Here is a 19,436-nt window from a genome sequence, read left to right as displayed (position 1 = left end):
CTTTTATCAACGTAAAAAATTGTTTTTTATCGTGTTTATTTGTTTAGTCCTCTCTATTTGAATGATATTTAACAAGAAATACAATAATTAGTTTGATACAATTAAGCTATTTTTAACTTGAGCCCTAAAAAAAATATTATTAGCATTAGTTTTAATACTCAAACATTAACCTATGAATCCTAAAATTTGGCTTTCTTCTCCTCATATGTCTGGTAAAGAGCAATCTTTTATCAGTGAAGCCTTTGCATCAAATTGGATTGCTCCTTTAGGTCCTAATGTATCGGGTTTTGAATCTGATTTAGAAAGTTACCTTAAAAGCAATAGTTACGTAGCTGCATTAAGCTCTGGAACTGCCGCAATACACTTAGCTCTTGTTTTACTAGGAGTTTCCTCTGGTGATGAAGTTATATGCCAAAGTTTTACTTTTGCTGCATCTGCAAACCCAATAATTTATCAAGGCGCTCAACCAATTTTTATTGACAGTGAGAAAGACACTTGGAACATGTGTCCTGAATTACTTGAAATTGCTATAAAAGACAGAATTAAGAAAGGTAAAAAACCAAAAGCCATTATTGCTGTACACCTATACGGAATGCCTTATAAAGCTGACCAAATAAACAGTATTGCTAATACTTATAATATACCAGTAATCGAAGACAGCGCAGAAGCTTTAGGCAGTGTTTACAAAAACAAAAAATGTGGAACTTTAGCTAATATCTCTATTCTATCCTTTAACGGAAATAAGATAATTACCACTTCTGGAGGTGGAGCTCTTGTAACAAAAGATAATAACATAAAAGACAAAGCTGTTTTTTTAGCTACCCAAGCTCGTGATAAAGATCCTTCATATCTACATTCAAACATAGGATATAATTACAGAATGTCTAATGTTTTAGCAGGTATTGGTCGTGGTCAAATGACTGTTTTAGACCAGTATGTAATTAAAAGAAGACAAAACTTTGAGTTTTACTACAACCAATTAAATAAAATTGATGCTATTAAGTTTTTAGATGAACCTGAAGATTGTTTTTCAAATAGATGGTTAAGTTGCATATTAACACCTGATTTTAAAACAAGAGAAAACATCAGGCTTAAGCTAGAAAAAGAAAACATTGAAACGCGTCCATTATGGAAACCAATGCACCAGCAACCTGTATTTAAAGATACTCCTAAATATCTTAACGGGATTTCTGATAGTTTATTTGAACGTGGTTTATGTTTACCAAGTGGTTCAAATTTAACTGACAATGAACTAAATAGAGTAATTTCAACAATAAAAACCTATTTTTGAATATGTTAATGGAACTTTTACATAAAATCTCAAACAGATATGCATCAAAATGGTTGGTGCTCATCTTTGATTTATGTATTGTAGTTTTCACTTTTTTTATTGCTTACTTAATTAGATTTAATTTCAGCCTCGTTTTTAACCTCACATTAATGCTTAAACAACTGCCTTTTGTTGTTTTAGCTGCTTTAATTAGTTTTTTGGCTGTTGGGTCCCACAAAGGAGTAGTTAGATTTACAGGATATAAAGATGTTATCAATATAATAATTGGTGTTAACATATTAGCTACTATATTAATTATATCTACTTTTTTCAGTAGAAAATTTAATTTTGATAGTACTTTCAACATTTCTGGAACAATTATATATATACACCTACTACTTAACATATTATTGCTAGTAGGCTCTAAATTAGTCATTAAGTCCATTTACAACAACTTACAGCAAGACTACAAAACTTTTACCAATGTACTTATTTATGGAGCTGGAAATTCAGGACTTATAACATATGATGCTATTTCTAACGATCCTAAAAGAGGATATGAAGTTGTTGGGTTTATTGATGACAATCCTAGTAAAATAGGAAAGAAAATAAACTTACTAATTGTTTATGGTCTAGATAAAATAACCAAGAATTTCATAGAAAAAAACAACATTGAAGAAGTTATCATCTCTATTCAAAGTGTTGATTCTACTCGCTTATTACAAATTACAGCTCAATTATTCGAATTAGGTCTTAAAGTTAAAATTGTTCCTCCTGTTCAACAATGGATTGATGGTGACTTGAGTGTTGGACAAATTAAAGACGTTAAAATTGAAGATTTATTAGGTAGAGAACCTATAAACATCATTAACCCTAGCCTTAATAACGAATATGAAAATCAAGTTATCTTAATAACAGGAGCTGCTGGCTCTATTGGAAGTGAAATTGCTAGGAAAATCAATAATTACAGTTACAAAAAGCTCATCTTAATAGATTCCGCTGAGTCTGCATTGTACGATTTACAGCAAGAGTTTATCCAGAATGGAATCAAAAACTTCATAGCAATAGTGGCTGATGTTAGAGATTATGGTAGAATGGAATATTTATTTAATGTTTACAAACCAAAAATTGTTTTCCATGCTGCAGCTTATAAACATGTTCCTCTAATGGAAAACAATCCATATGAAGCTGTAAGTGTAAATATTAGAGGCACAAAAAACATTGCTAGTTTAGCTGTTAGGCACAGCATAGCAAAATTTGTACTAATTTCTACCGATAAAGCAGTTAACCCAACCAATGTAATGGGTGCATCAAAACGCATTGCAGAGCTTTATGTTAACTGTCTTAAAGGAAAAGGTCAAACAAAATTTATAACTACTCGTTTTGGCAACGTTTTAGGCTCAAATGGATCAGTGATCCCTTTATTTAAAAGACAAATTGAAGCCGGAGGCCCTCTTACAGTTACCCATAAAGAAATCACTCGTTATTTTATGACCATCTCAGAGGCTTGCCAATTAGTTTTGGAGGCAGCTACAATGGGAAATGGAGGTGAAATTTTTGTGTTTGATATGGGTAAATCAATCAAAATATTTGACCTAGCAAAAAACATGATTATTCTTTCAGGCCTACAATACCCTGAGGATGTTGATATAAAAATAACCGGACTTAGACCTGGTGAGAAAATATTTGAAGAACTGCTCGCTGATGGTGAAAACACAATACCAACCTATCATGAAAAGATAATGATTGCAAAAACAAAGCAAGTAAATATAGTTGAAGATACAGAATCCAGAATACTCAACCTTTGCAATATAAACTCAAAAACACAAACACTAGAAATAGTGTCTTTAATAAAAGAAATTATCCCTGAGTACATTTCTAACAATTCAAAATTTGAAGTTTTAGACTCGAAAAAATAAAATCCCTAACAAATAAATTTATCATGAATAACAAAATACTCTTTAAACTAGCTGTCTTAATGTTAATAACACTATCTTCTTGTGCTTCAAGAAAAGAGTATGTATATTTTCAAGACGAACCAGCTATTGAATCTTCCACTTTAAGCAACATTGTTGATATAACTTATCAACCAAACGATTTATTAACAATAGATGTAGCAGCATTAGATCCAGAAGTTGTAAAACCATTTAACCTACCTGCTGTTAGCTATAGTGAAAGCGCATTAACTGTTCAGGGTACACTCACAATGAGAACATACCTAGTTGACAATAGTGGCAACATTCAATTTCCTACTTTAGGAACAATAAAAATTGGCGGACTAACTAGAGAGCAAGCAACAGAAATGATGAAAGAGAAACTCTCTGAATATGTTAAAGACCCAATAGTAAACATTAGGTTGGTGAATTTTACAATAACTGTTATAGGAGATGTTAACAGACCTGGAACATATACAATACAAGATGAGAGAGTATCTATCCCTGAAGCTCTTGGTTTAGCAGGTGATTTAACTAATACAGGAAAAAGGAACAATATTTTTTTAATACGAGAAGTAAATGGTGAAAAACGTTTTGCGAAACTAGATTTAACATCAATTAGCATAACTAGCTCTCCTTTATACTACCTTGCTCAAAACGATGTGATATATGTTGAACCTAATGATGCCAAAGTAAAATCATCTACTTACAACCCAAACACAGCTGTAATTATCTCAGCAATTTCAACCTTAGCAACTATAGCTGCTATATTAATTCGTTAGAACTAACCTTTCAAAAATGCCACAAAACACTCAAAACACAAAAGAAAGCATTATAAAAGCAGTTGAGCTATATTTATCTAAGTGGAAGTTTATTTTACTTTGCTTAATTATAGCAATTGGTATTGCTTACGTAAAAGTTAGATACAGTACGTTTGAATACCAAGCAAATGCTACTATAAAAATAAAGGAAGATGAGAATTCTCAAAAATTATCAGAAATTTCAAGTCTTCAAAATTATGGTTTGTTTTCAAACAACTTTACTAATGTTACAGACGAAATTGAAATTATTAAATCTAGATCTATTATTTCTCAAGTAGTACAAGATTTAAACCTAAACATAAGTTATTATGTAAGTGGTAAAGTCAAAGAAGAGGAAGTCTACCTAAACCCTCCTGTAAATATTAATTTTTTTGTTGAAGACTCTATTATAAACCACATAAACACAAATCTTTACATAAAGATAATTTCTTCAGAAAAATTTGAAATGTCAACCACTAACACTATGAAAGTTTTAGAGTTTGATAGTGGTGTTACTACTAGCCACAACTTTGGAGAAAAAGTAACCAGTAGTTTTGGTGATTTTATTCTAACACCCAATACAAACACTTACGGTTCTACTCCTGGTTCTTTAGTTGAAATACACATAAGACCAGTGCATAGCGTTGTTGAATCTTATCTTGGAAAAATCAAACTTGCTTCTGACCCAACCTCTAATGTTGTAAAACTATCTTTAACAGAAGCAAACAAAGAAAAAGCTAGATTAATCCTTAACAAGCTTATCGAAAAATATAATGAAGATGTTATCAATGATAAAGAACAAATTGTAAAAGCAACTTCTGACTTCATTAACAACAGACTAAACGTAGTATCCAACGAGCTCGAACAAGTAGATTTCACTGCTGAAAACCTTCAAAAAAACAATAGGCTAACAGCTTTATCCTCTCAAGCAAATATCTTTCTGGAAAGTGAAAAAATTAACGAAGAAAAAATAATCAACACTTCAAACCAAATACAGCTTATTGATTATATGAGCGATCACCTATCAGAAAACAATAGCAATTCTGATTTACTACCTCCTGATGTAGGAATTGCTGATAGTGATGTTTCTCAAATAACAAAAATTCACAATGAGCTTGTATTGAAGAGAAATAGAATTCTAAAAAATTCAAGTGAAAAAAACCCTGTTGTTATCAACTTAAACAATGAGATTATGGCACTTAAAGCTAATCTTCAACAAAGCTTAAGCAACATTAGGTCTGCCAACAAGATAACTTTAGATAATCTTAACCAAGAGGATTCAAGAATACGTGGGCAAATATACTCTGCTCCAGGTAAAGAACGACAATTTAGAGATATTAAACGCCAGCAAGACATTAAAGAGTCGTTATACCTATACTTGCTAGAAAAACGTGAAGAAACAGCTATTACTCTTGGCATGTCTTCACCTAATGCTAAAATTATAGATTATGCATATACTCTTGATAGTCCAATATCTCCAAAACCAAAGGTAATTTATCTAGCAGCTATCTTATTAGGTCTTCTAGTTCCTTTTTCTGTAATCTACACTAGAGATCTACTTAACAATAAGATACAAGATAAAGATGATGTTTTAAAAGCAGTAAGTGCTCCTTTTATTGGTGATATTCCAAAATCAAACACTAAATCAAAACTAATCAAAAAAATAGATTACTCTCCTAAAGCTGAAGCATTTAGAATAATACGAACCAATGCTCATTTTTTACTTCAGGATATTGAAACTGAGTGCAAGACTATTTTTGTAACATCAACCACTAGTCAAGAAGGGAAATCACATACTTCAATAAACTTAGCTTCGTCTTTTTCTTTTTCAGAAAAGAAAACCCTAATTGTTGAAACTGATATTAGAGTACCTAGAGTTAATGACTATTTAAACATTAAAGGCGACGTAGGATTAACCAATTATATTTCCGACAAGTCACTCAAAGTTGAAGATGTTACTATAAAAGTAAAAGACAACCCTTTTCTTGATGTCATTCCTTCTGGAGCTACCCCTCCAAATCCTGCTGAATTATTAATGAGCGACAGACTAAAGCACTTATTTGATACCGTAAAGAAAAAATATGATTATATTATTGTAGACACAGCTGCAGTAGGTTTAGTCACTGATACTTTATTGATTAGCAAGTTTGCAGATATGTTTATTTATGTTGTTAGTGCTAATAACATTGACAAACGTCAATTACACATTGCTCAAACCATGTACACTGAAAAGCGTTTACCTAATATGGCTGTTTTACTTAATGGCACATTACACAAAAGAGGTTATGGATACGGTTATGGCAACAACCCAAACAGAAAGAAAAAATGGTATCAGTTTAAATAAACAAAAAACTCCAATCAATCGATTGGAGTTTTTTTTATAGCTTTCTTCTTTTCTTTTCAGTTTTTAATAAACTAAGCTCTCTACTCGTTTGTCCTGCAACAGATGTATTCTCTTCTGCTCTTCTTATCAAATATGGCATTACATCTTTAACTGGTCCAAATGGAACATATTTTGCAACATTATAGCCATTATCAGCCAGATTAAAACTGATATGATCACTCATTCCATAAAGTTGACCAAACCACACTCTGTTATCTTCTTTCTCTATTTTAAGCTGCTCCATCAAGTCCATAGCTAGATAACAACTGTATTCATTATGAGTACCTATAAAAACCGAAATATCCTTTAAATGCGCTAAAGCATAAGTAAGCGTATCATTAAAACAATTGTCAGTAGCTAGCTTATTTTCACAGATAGGAGATTCGTAACCTTTCTTTTCAGCACGCTCACGCTCTTTCTCCATATATGCACCTCTAACAATTTTCACACCTATTGTAAAGCCCTTTTCTTTAGCTCTAGTATGTAAATTCTTTAAATAATCTAATCTATCCCAACGATATGTTTGCAGTGTATTGTAAACAATAGGTTTTTCTTTATTGTAAATAGACATCATTTCTTCAATTAGATCATCAGCTGCATCTTGCATCCAACTCTCTTCAGCATCAACAAGCAATTCAACATCGCGTTCTTTTGCTAATTTACATACAGCATGAAATCGTTCTACTACTCTATTCCACTCATCTTGCTCCTCACTAGTAAACGCTTTTCCTTCTCCTTTTTTTTGATATAAGTGAAATCTACCAAAACCAGTAGGCTTAAATACAGCAATAGGCATCGCATCCTTTTCATCTGAAAACCTTATAATCTTCAAGGTTTTCTCCATAGCATCATCAAAATGTGATTCAACTTCTTTTCCTTCTACCGAATAATCTAAAACCGAACACACTCCCTTTTCATACATCTTATCAATCACATTAAGACAATCATCTTCACTTACACCACCACAAAAGTGATCAAAAACAGTTGACCTAATTAAACCTTCAACAGGTAAATGTGCTTTTAGCGCAAAGTTTGTAGCCGCAGTTCCTATTCTCACTAAAGGCTCGTGAGAAATCATTTTAAACAAAAAATAAGCACGCTCTAACTCTGAGTCACTTTTTAACTGAAAAGCCACCTCAGTGTTTTCAAATAAATTTTTATCTATCATTATCTGGACAAAATAATAGCAAATATATTTATTCATCTTCTATTTTTAATCAAAATCTACTTATTTTCATACCCTATTTAAAGTATAGATGCATTTTATGAACTCCATTACAACCAAAGACAGCACAATTCATTTTAATTCAAACTGTTACACTGCCATTAATGAGTATTTGGCTTCTAATAGGTTTTCTAAAATTTTTATAATTACCGATTCTAACACGAATACAAATTGCTTACCTGAGTTTTTATCGCGTCTAGAAACTGATGTTGCTATTGAAATTATTGAAATTGAACCTGGAGAAACCCATAAAACCATTGAGACTTGCGTTGGTGTTTGGAATGCGCTTTCTGAGCTTGGTGGAGACCGAAAAAGCTTAATACTTAACCTTGGTGGAGGTGTCGTAACCGATTTAGGCGGTTTTGTTGCTTGTACTTTTAAACGTGGAATTAAATACATAAACATCCCTACTTCTCTTTTAGCTATGGTAGATGCCTCTGTGGGAGGAAAAACTGGAGTTGACTTAGGGAGCTTAAAAAATCAAATAGGTGTTATTGACTCTGGTGATATGGTGTTAATTGACACTAACTTCCTTTCCACTTTACCACAAAGTCATTTAAAATCAGGGTTAGCTGAAATGCTAAAGCATGGTTTAATCTACGATAGAAATTATTGGGATAAAATGACCGACTTATCAAAACTCAACCTTGACGATTTAGATGCACTTATCCACGAATCTGTTATTATAAAAAACACTATTGTTACTAAAGATCCTTTTGAAAATAGCGTCAGAAAAACACTTAATTATGGTCACACACTTGGTCATGCTATAGAGTCTTACTTTTTAAGTAATCCGAATAAAACTGATTTACTTCATGGTGAAGCTATAGCTATTGGTATGATTTTAGAAACTTATATCTCGTCAAGACTATTCAATTTCCCTGAAGCAGATTTGGAAGAAGTGAAAAAAGTGATTTTAAATGTATTTGCTCAAGTAGATTTTGATGATAATGATTACCCTGAGATAATTGAACTCCTAAAACACGATAAGAAAAACGAACACGGAAACATCAATTTTGTGCTACTAGAAGCCATAGGAACACCAAAAATTGATTGTTTAGTGGACAACGAACTTATAATTGAAGCCTTTGAATACTACAAAAAATAAACCCTTTACTCTAGAGCAAAGGGCTTCTTGTTATGTTTATTAGTTAGTGATGGTTACATATCATTAAAAATAGTGTGCATTAAACGTTTTTTATCGTTAATACTTTCCTCAAGAGAAATCATAGTTTCTGTTCTATAAACACCTTCAATATCGTCTAGTTTAAAAATGACATCCTTAGCATGATCAGTGTTTCTTGCTCTAATTTTACAGAAAATATTGAATTTTCCTGTAGTAATATGAGCTACAGTAACAAAAGGTATTTCATTAATACGCTCTAAAACAAATTTAGTTTGAGAGGTGTTTTGTAAAAATATACCAACATAAGCTATAAAAGAATATCCCAGCTTTTTATAGTCAAGTGTCAAAGACGAACCTTGTATAATACCAGCTTCCTCCATTTTTTTCACTCTCACATGTACAGTACCTGCAGAAATAACTAATTTTTTTGCAATATCTGTAAAAGGAACTCTTGTATTATCGATCAACATATCTAGAATTTGGTGATCTATATCGTCTAATTTGAATTTTGCCATTTTTAATTTTCTTTAAATTTAAAGCAAAAATAGTAGATTTTTATTGAAGATAATACAAGGAAAAGTGATTTTTTTAAAGATATAATGAAGTTTTTTGATTGTTTATCAAAACGAAATCGTTTTCGCTTTCCACTTTTAGAGCACCATTTTTAGCATCTAAAACCTTGCTATTGTTGGCATTTATTTCCCTGTGAGCATAAAAGTTTTCTAATTTTGAAATTTTTTGAATTTTCGGCACAAAAATGATGGAATTTTCTTTCAATCGCTCTTCATATTGAATCGCAATGTCCAAAATTTCACCATTTACATCTGCATTTCTGATAATAATATCGAAAAACAGCTTCTCATTTGCTGGAATATCAAAATAAGACTCATAACCTTCTCCTTCGACATTATTATTTGCAATATAATTGAAAGATGTTAATAGCGAATTAAAGATAAGCGCTCTAGTTTCTTCTCTAGCATAATCATTTGGAAAATGTCCAGCTTCAAACAAAATAGTAGGCACACCTTTATGTTGAAACGTGTCTCCTACACAATTTATATTAAACGCATCATCATAAATACCAACTTTATTAGGTATAACTTGTTGCAACGCATTATTCATAACCGAAATCACTTCCATAGCTATTTTTCTATTTTTAGAAAGACTACGAGCTTCGTCTTGCGCTGGAGACAAAAAAGATACTATGGCTGAGTTATTGGACTTTCCCGCACTAAAAATTGTACGCTGACCATGTAAATTATAGCAATAGTCTGGTTTAAAGTCTTCAAAACACGTTTTAAGAACTAAACTTTCTGGCTGAGTAAGGTTTTGAGCATCTCTATTTAGGTCAACCTCATTTGCATTAACTCGTGCATATGCTCTAGCACCATCAGGATTAAGTATAGGAATGATTTTTAAAGTACAGTTATTTAAAATAGCCTTAGCGTAACTATTATTAGATGCAAGGAAGTTAAACACATCAAAAAGCGCTTTGGTAGTTGTGCTTTCATTACCGTGCATTTGCGACCATAACAATAAACGTTTTTCACCTTTACCAACAGTAACAGAAAAAATATCTTCTCCATTAACCGATTCTCCAATGACATCAACTCTAAAATTTGATGGTAAATTATTAAGCAAAGAAACAATATGATCATTACAAATATATCGATGATGCAATGACTTTTCCTTACTAAAACTATAGGCGTTTTTAATCAATTCAATATCCATAGATTTTCTTTAATGCTACAAAGGTATACAATTGTAAATTTACAATTGTAAACACAAAAAATTGATGGAATAAATACACTTGTAAACAGAAAATTTAATTTTTAAACTGGGAACACTTCATTTAAATATCCAATTTTTAACAATTGCGTATTTATTTATTTAAAATATTATTTATCAGATATTTAATATATTTTACTTAAAGTAAAAATATATATAAAATTATTAAATATGAAACAATAATAATCTACATATCATATTATTTGTTACATTTGTAACACCAAATCTTAAATTTCTATGTTTACAATGATAAACAACGAAGAATTCATTATCCGACTACAAAAAGTCATCGATTTTTATGGTGAAAGTGCATCGTCTTTTGCAGAAAAAATTGGTGTGCAACGCTCTAGTATTTCGCATATACTTTCTGGACGAAATAAGCCTAGTTTAGATTTTGTTTTGAAAGTGCTACACTCCTATCCCGAAGTTGAATTGTATTGGTTAATGAATGGTAAGGGAGAATTTCCTGCTACCGAAAATCAAAAAATTGTTCAACCCGAAATTAAAACTATTGAAACAATAACCCAATCACCTTCTCCTACTTCAAATCCATCTGAAAAGAAAATAAATAGAATTGTGATATTTTATGACGATGGTACTTTTGAAGATTTTGTTAAATAGTTTTACTCACATTCTTTTTATTATAGCAACAAATAAATTGGTAGGTTTCTTTTCGTAATTTTGTATTACAATTAACTTTTATGAGACTACTTATTTGTATTTGCTTTTTAGCCTTGTTTTCGAGCTGTTTTCAAACTGAACGTAATTGTAGTGATTACAAAACAGGAACTTTTGAATTTTCTTATCTCGACAATGGTGTTGAGAAAACTGCAAAATTTACCAGAACGGAAGATTATAGTATTGATTTTATTGAAGGAAAAGCTGATTCGTCTTCTGTACGATGGATAAATGACTGCGAGTTTATTTTAAAAAAACTACACCCTAAGTCTACACAAGAAGCAAAAGCTATACATATGAAAATTCTAAATACAACTGACAATTCATATACGTTTGAATACACCTATGCTGTAAAAGAGCAAAATAGATCTAATCGCGTTGAAAAAGGAGTTGCCACTAAAATCGATTAAAAAATGTTAGAGTTTTTACTTACACCAGATGCTATAATGGCATTGTTAACATTGACATTCCTTGAAATCATCTTAGGAATAGACAATATCGTTTTCATATCTATTGCTGCCAACAAGCTGCCTGAACACCAACGTAGTAAAGCCACAAACATTGGTTTACTGCTAGCCATGTTACAGCGTATTATTTTGTTGTTTTTCGTTTCCTTTTTAATTGGACTTAAAGAGCCTTTTTATACGATAGATAACTCTTGGCTACATGTTGGTATTAGTTGGCAAGCTATTATTTTATTTGCTGGTGGGCTTTTTCTTATCTATAAAAGTACTTCTGAAATTAGAGAAAAAGTTGAAACTCCAAGTCATGACGAAAATAATGTAAAACACAAAAAGATTACCTCGTTATCGCAAGCCATTACTCAAATTTTAATTATTGACTTTATCTTTTCGGTAGACTCTATTTTAACTGCTGTAGGAATGACCAATGGTTTACACCCAAACCATAATTACGCTTTAGTACTTATGATTATTGCAGTAGTTATTTCAATAATAATTATGATAGGTTTTGCAAACCCAATTAGAAAATTTATAGACACACATCCAAGTATGCAAATATTAGGATTAGCGTTTCTAATACTTATTGGTTTTATGCTTATTACTGAAGCTGCGCATTTATCTCACACTTCTGTTTTTGGACAAACTGTTGGAGCTATACCAAAAGGATATTTGTACTTTGCTATAGCATTTTCACTGTTTGTAGAATTTTTAAATTACAGAGTTACAAAAAACAAGAACAAATAAATTTTGTTCTTAGCCAATTAAAGCTTAAAACAGTGTAATTTGTCCTTCTTCATCAGTTTCAAAATTGTTGTCGTCATTATTAGTTGAACTGTTTGATGAATTCGACTCTTGCTTATTGTCGCTTGATGCTTTAGGAGCATTGTCATCATTACTAACTTCAGTTTCGTCAACAACCTCTATATCATCAGCAGGCACTTCCTCTGGAGCTTCATAAGGCAATGGCTCAAGTAAGCTTACTTGGTTTACTTTATCTTTTGTTAGTTGATTCCCTAGAGCTGTAATTCCTTTAATAGCGATAAACTCTTCAAGATTGATTTCTAAATTAGGCTTACGGTCTTTACCTCTTTCTTTGGTGAATTCAATTTCGGCAATAGGCTTCCAATCTGTTGAAACAATTTCTAAACGAGACTCAGGATGCTCCGAGATAAAAACTTCTTCCTTTCCTTCATTCTCAATTAAAAAGCGCTTGACATAGTACAACTCTTTTTCGCCATTATAATAAATAGCTGAAATAGGCTTTTTAGGCACCCATTTTTCCATGACAATCATATCGTCATCAAAATGCGTGGTAATTTCAGGAATAATAGTCTTTACTATACCAGATTGAGTAATGATTAAAATACGATCTTCTCCTCTAAACTCACCAACCAGCTCTCCTCTACCATCAACATTTAATCGTTGTACAGTATCATCAAACCAGATTTTCCTTGGTTTTAAAGTTGAAACTCCTTTTTCTTTAAGCTCAATGCGTTTTACAGAGTATTTAGTAACTAAATTTCCTTTAGAAGCTCGACCTTTTATAAGTACATCGGCAAAATCCAAATCCCATTTTAGTTTTTTGATGCTTCCTACTTGACGTAACAAAACGGTTACCACTTCTGCTTCGCCATTAGGATTAGCAGAGAAATAATACACTAAAGAGCTCTTCGAGCCATTAGTTAAATCGTACTCTCTATCTCGAGTTATTGAAGTTACGGCAAAACGTTTTACATACGTTGGACCTCCTTTTCCATCTCTATAAATCATATTATAGATGGTACGCTTGTCTTTTTTCTTAAATACAGCTACGTGAATAATGTCTTTACCAATAAATGTTTTTGAATCCACTTTGGTAACCATCATTTTACCTTCTCGTGTAAATACTATAATGTCATCAATATCACTACAATCGCACACATACTCATCTCTTTTAAGCGAAGTACCTACAAAACCTTCTTCTCTATTCACATAAAGTTTTGTGTTTCTAATTACCACTTTTGTAGCATCAACATCATCAAACACACGAATTTCAGTCATTCGCTCCTTACCTTCACCATAGTCTTTTTTCAATCGCTCAAAATAAGCAATAGCATAGTCGATAAGGTTATCTAAATGGTGTTTTACTTCGGCGATTTGTTCTTCAAGAGCATCTATTTTTTGTTGTGCTTTTTCAATATCAAATTTTGAAATACGCTTAATTCGTATTTCGGTTAATCTAACAATATCGTCTTCAGTAATTGCGCGTTTTAGATGCTTAATATGTGGCTGAAGTCCTTTGTCGATAGCTTTTATAACACCTTCCCAAGTTTCTTCTTCTTCAATATCACGATAAATTCTGTTTTCAATAAAAATACGCTCTAAAGATGCAAAATGCCACTGCTCTTCAAACTCTCCTAGCTTTATTTCTAATTCACTTTTTAAAAGCTGAACTGTATTGTCTGTAGAACGACGTAGCATTTCAGAGACACCAATAAACAATGGTTTGTTATCTTCAATAACACAACCTAATGGCGAAATTGAGGTCTCGCAATTGGTAAATGCATAAAGTGCATCAATGGTTTTATCAGGTGAAATTCCGTTAGGTAAATGCACAAGTATTTCTACCTCTGCTGCAGTATTGTCTTCAATCTTTTTAATCTTGATTTTTCCTTTTTCATTCGCCTTAAGGATAGAATCAATTAATGAAGAGGTATTTGTACCAAAAGGAATTTCGGTAATTACTAAAGTATTTTTATCTAACTGAGAAATTTTTGCTCTAACACGAACTTTACCTCCTCTGTTTCCATCATTATAGTTAGTAAAATCAGCGATTCCTGCAGTAGGGAAATCTGGATATATTGTAAAGCGCTTTCCTTTTAAGTGTTTAACAGAAGCATCGATTAACTCGATAAAGTTGTGCGGTAAAATTTTAGTTGACAGTCCAACTGCAATACCTTCTCCACCTTGAGCTAATAATAATGGAAACATTACCGGAAGATTTACAGGCTCTTTACGACGACCGTCATAACTAGCTTGCCACTCGGTAATTTTTGGGTTATACACCACATCTAAAGCAAATTTAGACAAGCGTGCTTCAATATAACGCGATGCTGCAGCACTATCTCCTGTAAGAATATTTCCCCAGTTTCCTTGGGTATCAATGAGTAAATCTTTTTGACCAATTTGTACCATGGCATCAGCAATACTTGCATCTCCATGAGGATGGTACTGCATAGTATGACCAACTATATTAGCCACTTTGTTATAACGACCATCATCTAAGTCTTTCATAGAGTGCATAATACGTCGTTGAACTGGTTTAAAACCATCTTCAATTGCTGGTACAGCACGTTCTAGAATTACATACGATGCGTAATCCAAAAACCAGTCTTTATACATACCAGTAACTCTGGTAATTGTTTCCTGGTTATCATCATGTTCATTCAACAAATCGTCTTTTTCTTCGCTCATTAATTAGTGTTGTTTTCGGTTTAGTTTAATCATTTTACTCAATGACTGTCTTATATACTTGCGCTTTTTTTTAGAAACCAAAGTTACATTAAAACGTTCTTTTTTTGTGTGTCCTCTTCTATCTTTAATATAAAGTATTAAGCCTTTATAAATTATAAAATTCACAAACTTATATCCTGTGAGATTTTCTTTTTCAAACTCTACAGTATGCTCACGATAGTTAAAATGATCTGAAAGCAATAAACCTTTATTAGACACTACTACTTTAAGTCCATCACTATCATACTCAAAATATTTAGAAATACTATGCACCACAAAGAACAAAAACGCAAAACTTAAAGCTATAATAACAAACGTAAGTAACGGATTGCTAGTTAAATCCTTGAATGCGCTAAAAACGGTTGCAAAAAATATGGCAAGCACTATCAGTATAAAATATACCGATATTATCACATTTCTAACTTTTGAGTTGTTGGTTCTCATACACTCTCCTCAACGATATCTAACTCAACTTTAAGGTTATTAATGATAAATTCTTGTCTGTCTGGTGTGTTTTTACCCATATAAAACGACAGTAATTCTTCAATAGACATGTCTTTGTCTAACATTACAGGATCTAAACGAATATCTTCGCCAATAAAGTGTTTAAACTCATCTGGTGAAATCTCACCAAGACCTTTAAATCGTGTGATTTCTGGTTTTGGTTTTAATTCTTCTATAGCATTTAGACGTTCTTCGTCTGTATAGCAATAAATGGTTTTTTTCTTATTACGAACCCTAAATAAAGGTGTTTGTAATATATATAAATGACCTTCTTTTATAACTTCTGGGAAAAATTGTAGGAAAAAAGTAATCAACAACAATCTAATATGCATACCATCAACATCAGCATCAGTAGCAATAACCACATTGTTATAACGTAAGTCTTCTAACGACTCTTCAATATTTAAAGCTGCTTGTAATAGGTTGAACTCTTCGTTTTCGTATACAATTTTCTTACTTAGTCCATAGCAGTTTAAAGGTTTTCCTTTTAAGCTGAAAACCGCTTGAGTATTCACGTCTCTAGACTTTGTAATACTTCCCGATGCAGAATCTCCTTCAGTAATAAATAAGGTAGTTTCTAAGTTTCTTTCGTTTTTGGTATCACCAAAATGAACACGACAGTCTCTTAATTTTTTATTATGAAGACTTGCCTTTTTAGCTCTGTCCTTTGCTAGTTTTCTAATTCCTGACAATTCTTTACGCTCGCGTTCTGCCTGTAAAATTTTACGTTGAATTTTCTCTGCAGTATCAGGGTTTTTATGTAAAAAGTTATCTAAGTATGTTTTTATAAAGTCATTTACATAAGTTCTTACAGTGGGCAAATCGCCTCCCATATCAGTTGAACCTAATTTTGTTTTTGTTTGACTTTCAAAAACAGGCTCCATTACTTTTATTGAAATGGCAGCAACGATAGATTTTCTAATATCTGAAGCTTCATAGTTTTTACCGTAAAATTCACGAAGGGTTTTTACTAGCGCTTCTCTAAAAGCTGCTAAGTGCGTACCTCCTTGAGTGGTATTTTGTCCGTTAACAAAAGAATGATATTGCTCGCTGTACTGCGTTTTACTGTGAGTTAAAGCTATTTCAATATCATCTCCTTTTAGATGCACTATTGGATATAGCACATCAGTCTCACTAATGTTTTCAGACAGTAAATCTTTAAGACCATTTTCACTATAATACTTTTCTCCATTAAACACAATGGTTAATCCAGGATTTAAGTACACATAGTTTTTGAGCATTTTTTCTACATACTCATTTCTATACTTATAGTTTTTAAATATAGTTTCGTCAGGAATAAAAGATACTTTGGTTCCTTTTCGTCTTGATGTATCGTCTAAAGTTTCTTGGTTTGTAAGATTTCCTTGTTCAAACTCAGCTGAAGCTGATTTTCCGTCACGTGTAGATTCTACTCTAAAATAGTTTGATAATGCGTTTACAGCTTTTGTACCAACACCATTAAGTCCTACCGATTTTTTAAACGCTCTAGAATCGTACTTACCACCTGTATTCATTTTAGACACAACATCTACAACTTTACCAAGCGGAATACCACGTCCGTAATCGCGAACTATAACCTTGTTTCCTTGTATGGAAATTTCAATGGTTTTTCCTGCTCCCATGACATACTCGTCAATGGAGTTATCTAATACTTCTTTTAAAAGAATGTAAATACCATCGTCTGGAGATGAGCCATCACCAAGTTTACCAATATACATTCCTGGACGCATTCTAATATGTTCTTTCCAGTCGAGTGAGCGTATATTATCTTCGGTATAATTGGTTTGTTCTGACATAGAATTGAGTGAATTTAGTGATAGGATGCTAATATAATATATCACTTTAAAAAATGAAATATACAACCCATAAAGTAATTAACAATAAAAAAGCCTATGTCGTTGATAACGTAGGCTAAGAGGTTAAAAATTTGCTAATGAGGAGCAAATCTATTTTTTAGCTGAATCTTCAATAGCTGATTTTAAATATTCAACCCTACTTTTAAGTAAACTTTTGGCATAATTTCTCATAATTACCTTCTTAGTCATTTTTCCTAAAAATCCATAAGGCAATTCAAAACTAAGAACATTTACAAGTAACGTTTTTTCTCCGTAAGCTTTAAAGTGAAATTCATTACGAAAGGACTCAAAAATACCTTCAACCATTTCTTCTACAAAATAATTAGGTTTTTCAAGTTCTGAAATTTTCAATGTTAAATGTTGAAGAAACCCAAAGTGCTCTTCTTCCCAACTCACCCATTCACCTAATTCTAATATTCCAGAAGTTTTACCAGATACAGCTCTTAATGAGGCTCTGTCTAGGGATTGTTCATGAATAGCTACATCTCGAGCTAAATCAAAGCACAATTTTATATTCGCATTGATTAAAGTTTCTGTTTTTACAGAGGGCATATGTTGAGCTAACTTATTACATCACAAGACTTAGTCTTTGCTTTTAAAGTTTAGACACAACATATTAACAAAGTCACATAAAAAAGTAACATTATACATTAAATAGGAAATGCATAACATCGCCATCTTTTACAATGTAGTTTTTACCTTCAACTCGCATCTTTCCTGCTTCTTTAACTTTTGCTTCGCTACCATAGCTTGTGTAATCACTGTAAGCAATTACTTCAGCACGAATGAAACCTTTTTCAAAATCGGTATGAATTACTCCTGCAGCTTGTGGTGCAGTTGCTCCAATATTTACTGTCCATGCTCTAACCTCTTTAACACCAGCAGTAAAATATGTTTGAAGACTCAATAGCTTATAAGCAGCTCTAATTAATTTTGATGAACCAGGTTCTTCTAGACCTATGTCTTGTAAAAACATTTGGCGTTCTTCATAATCATCTAATTCATTTATATCTGCCTCAGTACCTACAGCTAACACCAATACTTCGGCATTTTCATCTTTTACAGCTTCTCTTACTTGTTCAACATAAGCATTACCTGAAACAGCAGAACCTTCATCAACATTACAAACATACATTACTGGTTTATCTGTTATAAATTGTAGTGGCTTAACGAATTCTAAATAATCATCTTCAGAAACTTCAACAGCTCTCACAGAAACTCCAGACTCTAAGCCTGCTTTTATCTTACTTAAAACTTCTTCTTCTTTTTGTGCTTCTTTGTTTCCTGTTTTTGCAGCACGCTTAACTTTGTCAAGCTTCTTTTCAACAGTTTCTAAATCTTTAAGCTGAAGTTCCATATCAATGGTTTCCTTATCTCTTATAGGATTTACATTTCCATCAACATGTACAATATTATCATTATCAAAGCAACGTAACACATGTAGAATTGCATCAGTTTCTCTAATGTTTGCTAAAAATTGATTTCCTAAACCTTCTCCTTTACTTGCTCCTTTAACTAAACCAGCAATATCAACAATCTCAACAGTTGCAGGAATAACACGCTCAGGTTTTACTAATTCTTCAAGTTTTTCGAGTCTTGGGTCTGGTACATTTACCACTCCTACGTTAGGCTCGATAGTACAAAACGGAAAGTTTGCACTTTGCGCTTTAGCATTAGACAAACAATTGAACAACGTTGATTTACCTACGTTTGGCAATCCTACAATTCCTGCTTTCATAATTTATTTGGCAATTAAATTTAATGTATAAAAACCAAGTGTTTGGTTTAGCGTGTGCAAAGGTAGACATTTAGTTATAATCAACAACAAAATAATTACTACTAAATACTAAGCCTAAACTAAGGATTTAAAGTCGTTAAAATCTATTAAGTTAAGTATTCGTTTTCTGTCTTTTGAAAAG

Annotated in this window: 16 protein-coding genes; 8 read left to right on the top strand and 8 right to left on the bottom strand. The window is 32.1% G+C overall.

Translation table 11 applies throughout. From position 1 onward, the window contains the following. Positions 1 to 172: 172 nt before the first annotated feature. The 4 genes from OD803_RS06165 to OD803_RS06150 are packed head-to-tail and all read left to right on the top strand — an operon-like array spanning position 173 to position 6,348. Entirely contained in the window at positions 173 to 1,291 is a 1,119-nt protein-coding gene (locus tag OD803_RS06165) for a DegT/DnrJ/EryC1/StrS family aminotransferase (protein WP_262732760.1), read from the top strand. 2 nt (positions 1,292 to 1,293) lie between these two features. Continuing rightward, positions 1,294 to 3,189, top strand: coding sequence for a nucleoside-diphosphate sugar epimerase/dehydratase (locus OD803_RS06160; RefSeq protein ID WP_262732759.1), 1,896 nt, complete (start codon positions 1,294 to 1,296; stop codon positions 3,187 to 3,189). Between the two features lie 23 nt (positions 3,190 to 3,212). Further along, positions 3,213 to 3,986, top strand: a complete 774-nt coding sequence (locus OD803_RS06155; RefSeq protein ID WP_262732757.1) for a polysaccharide biosynthesis/export family protein — start codon at positions 3,213 to 3,215, stop codon at positions 3,984 to 3,986. Between the two features lie 16 nt (positions 3,987 to 4,002). Then, the gene (locus OD803_RS06150; protein WP_262732756.1) at positions 4,003 to 6,348 is read left to right on the top strand and encodes a GumC family protein; all 2,346 of its coding nucleotides are present in this window, start codon (positions 4,003 to 4,005) and stop codon (positions 6,346 to 6,348) included. Between the two features lie 34 nt (positions 6,349 to 6,382). On the opposite strand, the gene OD803_RS06145 is transcribed toward OD803_RS06150, so the two are convergent. After that, positions 6,383 to 7,555 carry a proline dehydrogenase family protein gene (locus OD803_RS06145; RefSeq protein ID WP_262732755.1) on the bottom strand — a complete coding sequence of 391 codons (1,173 nt, stop codon included), beginning with the start codon at positions 7,553 to 7,555 and terminating at the stop codon, positions 6,383 to 6,385. Between the two features lie 97 nt (positions 7,556 to 7,652). On the opposite strand from OD803_RS06145, the gene aroB reads away from it, so the two are divergent. Beyond that, the gene (aroB, locus tag OD803_RS06140; protein WP_129760128.1) at positions 7,653 to 8,720 is read left to right on the top strand and encodes a 3-dehydroquinate synthase; all 1,068 of its coding nucleotides are present in this window, start codon (positions 7,653 to 7,655) and stop codon (positions 8,718 to 8,720) included. A gap of 53 nt (positions 8,721 to 8,773) precedes the next feature. On the opposite strand, the gene OD803_RS06135 is transcribed toward aroB, so the two are convergent. Both OD803_RS06135 and OD803_RS06130 read right to left on the bottom strand, forming a co-directional pair. After that, positions 8,774 to 9,253: an Lrp/AsnC family transcriptional regulator gene (locus OD803_RS06135; protein ID WP_131506780.1), complete on the bottom strand. Its 480-nt coding sequence runs from the start codon at positions 9,251 to 9,253 to the stop codon at positions 8,774 to 8,776. Positions 9,254 to 9,326: 73 nt separating this feature from the next. Continuing rightward, positions 9,327 to 10,469: a M14 family zinc carboxypeptidase gene (locus OD803_RS06130; RefSeq protein WP_262732753.1), complete on the bottom strand. Its 1,143-nt coding sequence runs from the start codon at positions 10,467 to 10,469 to the stop codon at positions 9,327 to 9,329. Between the two features lie 303 nt (positions 10,470 to 10,772). Here OD803_RS06130 and OD803_RS06125 point away from each other — a divergent pair, with 303 nt between their 5' ends. The 3 genes from OD803_RS06125 to OD803_RS06115 all read left to right on the top strand — a co-directional run bounded on the left by OD803_RS06125 (position 10,773) and on the right by OD803_RS06115 (position 12,409). Next, positions 10,773 to 11,147 carry a helix-turn-helix domain-containing protein gene (locus OD803_RS06125; RefSeq protein ID WP_262732752.1) on the top strand — a complete coding sequence of 125 codons (375 nt, stop codon included), beginning with the start codon at positions 10,773 to 10,775 and terminating at the stop codon, positions 11,145 to 11,147. 80 nt (positions 11,148 to 11,227) lie between these two features. Continuing rightward, positions 11,228 to 11,614, top strand: coding sequence for a hypothetical protein (locus OD803_RS06120; protein ID WP_129760132.1), 387 nt, complete (start codon positions 11,228 to 11,230; stop codon positions 11,612 to 11,614). Positions 11,615 to 11,617: 3 nt separating this feature from the next. Further along, a complete protein-coding gene (locus OD803_RS06115; RefSeq protein ID WP_129760133.1) occupies positions 11,618 to 12,409 on the top strand; it encodes a TerC family protein in 792 nt (263 codons plus the stop codon). A 24-nt stretch (positions 12,410 to 12,433) separates the two neighbouring features. Here the strand turns inward: OD803_RS06115 and OD803_RS06110 are convergent, their stop codons facing one another. The 5 genes from OD803_RS06110 to ychF all read right to left on the bottom strand — a co-directional run bounded on the left by OD803_RS06110 (position 12,434) and on the right by ychF (position 19,255). Next, positions 12,434 to 15,118 (bottom strand): DNA gyrase/topoisomerase IV subunit A, encoded by a 2,685-nt coding sequence (locus OD803_RS06110; RefSeq protein WP_262732751.1) that lies wholly within the window; start codon positions 15,116 to 15,118, stop codon positions 12,434 to 12,436. 3 nt (positions 15,119 to 15,121) lie between these two features. Further along, positions 15,122 to 15,601 carry a hypothetical protein gene (locus OD803_RS06105; RefSeq protein ID WP_131506790.1) on the bottom strand — a complete coding sequence of 160 codons (480 nt, stop codon included), beginning with the start codon at positions 15,599 to 15,601 and terminating at the stop codon, positions 15,122 to 15,124. After that, positions 15,598 to 17,457, bottom strand: a complete 1,860-nt coding sequence (locus OD803_RS06100) for a DNA topoisomerase IV subunit B (protein WP_262732750.1) — start codon at positions 17,455 to 17,457, stop codon at positions 15,598 to 15,600. The genes OD803_RS06105 and OD803_RS06100 overlap by 4 nt, the downstream gene beginning before the upstream one ends. 150 nt (positions 17,458 to 17,607) lie before the next feature. Beyond that, positions 17,608 to 18,069 (bottom strand): SRPBCC family protein, encoded by a 462-nt coding sequence (locus tag OD803_RS06095; RefSeq protein ID WP_262732749.1) that lies wholly within the window; start codon positions 18,067 to 18,069, stop codon positions 17,608 to 17,610. A 91-nt stretch (positions 18,070 to 18,160) separates the two neighbouring features. Then, a complete protein-coding gene (gene ychF, locus OD803_RS06090; protein WP_131506796.1) occupies positions 18,161 to 19,255 on the bottom strand; it encodes a redox-regulated ATPase YchF in 1,095 nt (364 codons plus the stop codon). Positions 19,256 to 19,436: the final 181 nt, after the last annotated feature.

The sequence above is a fragment of the Gaetbulibacter sp. NE genome (genome assembly GCF_025548475.1).
GTDB classification, from domain to species: Bacteria; Bacteroidota; Bacteroidia; order Flavobacteriales; family Flavobacteriaceae; genus Gaetbulibacter_B; species Gaetbulibacter_B jejuensis.
This window is presented reverse-complemented; position numbering and strand designations above follow the sequence as displayed.

Bases quoted from the DNA above. Each gene is read 5' to 3' on its own strand.
- OD803_RS06105 (WP_131506790.1), bottom strand. From the start codon at position 15,601: ATGAGAACCAACAACTCAAAAGTTAGAAATGTGATAATATCGGTATAT.
- OD803_RS06165 (WP_262732760.1), top strand. From the start codon at position 173: ATGAATCCTAAAATTTGGCTTTCTTCTCCTCATATGTCTGGTAAAGAG.
- OD803_RS06160 (WP_262732759.1), top strand. From the start codon at position 1,294: ATGTTAATGGAACTTTTACATAAAATCTCAAACAGATATGCATCAAAA.
- OD803_RS06110 (WP_262732751.1), bottom strand. From the start codon at position 15,118: ATGAGCGAAGAAAAAGACGATTTGTTGAATGAACATGATGATAACCAG.
- OD803_RS06115 (WP_129760133.1), top strand. From the start codon at position 11,618: ATGTTAGAGTTTTTACTTACACCAGATGCTATAATGGCATTGTTAACA.
- OD803_RS06095 (WP_262732749.1), bottom strand. From the start codon at position 18,069: ATGCCCTCTGTAAAAACAGAAACTTTAATCAATGCGAATATAAAATTG.
- OD803_RS06120 (WP_129760132.1), top strand. From the start codon at position 11,228: ATGAGACTACTTATTTGTATTTGCTTTTTAGCCTTGTTTTCGAGCTGT.
- OD803_RS06155 (WP_262732757.1), top strand. From the start codon at position 3,213: ATGAATAACAAAATACTCTTTAAACTAGCTGTCTTAATGTTAATAACA.
- OD803_RS06125 (WP_262732752.1), top strand. From the start codon at position 10,773: ATGATAAACAACGAAGAATTCATTATCCGACTACAAAAAGTCATCGAT.
- ychF (WP_131506796.1), bottom strand. From the start codon at position 19,255: ATGAAAGCAGGAATTGTAGGATTGCCAAACGTAGGTAAATCAACGTTG.
- OD803_RS06130 (WP_262732753.1), bottom strand. From the start codon at position 10,469: ATGGATATTGAATTGATTAAAAACGCCTATAGTTTTAGTAAGGAAAAG.
- OD803_RS06100 (WP_262732750.1), bottom strand. From the start codon at position 17,457: ATGTCAGAACAAACCAATTATACCGAAGATAATATACGCTCACTCGAC.
- aroB (WP_129760128.1), top strand. From the start codon at position 7,653: ATGAACTCCATTACAACCAAAGACAGCACAATTCATTTTAATTCAAAC.
- OD803_RS06145 (WP_262732755.1), bottom strand. From the start codon at position 7,555: ATGATAGATAAAAATTTATTTGAAAACACTGAGGTGGCTTTTCAGTTA.
- OD803_RS06135 (WP_131506780.1), bottom strand. From the start codon at position 9,253: ATGGCAAAATTCAAATTAGACGATATAGATCACCAAATTCTAGATATG.
- OD803_RS06150 (WP_262732756.1), top strand. From the start codon at position 4,003: ATGCCACAAAACACTCAAAACACAAAAGAAAGCATTATAAAAGCAGTT.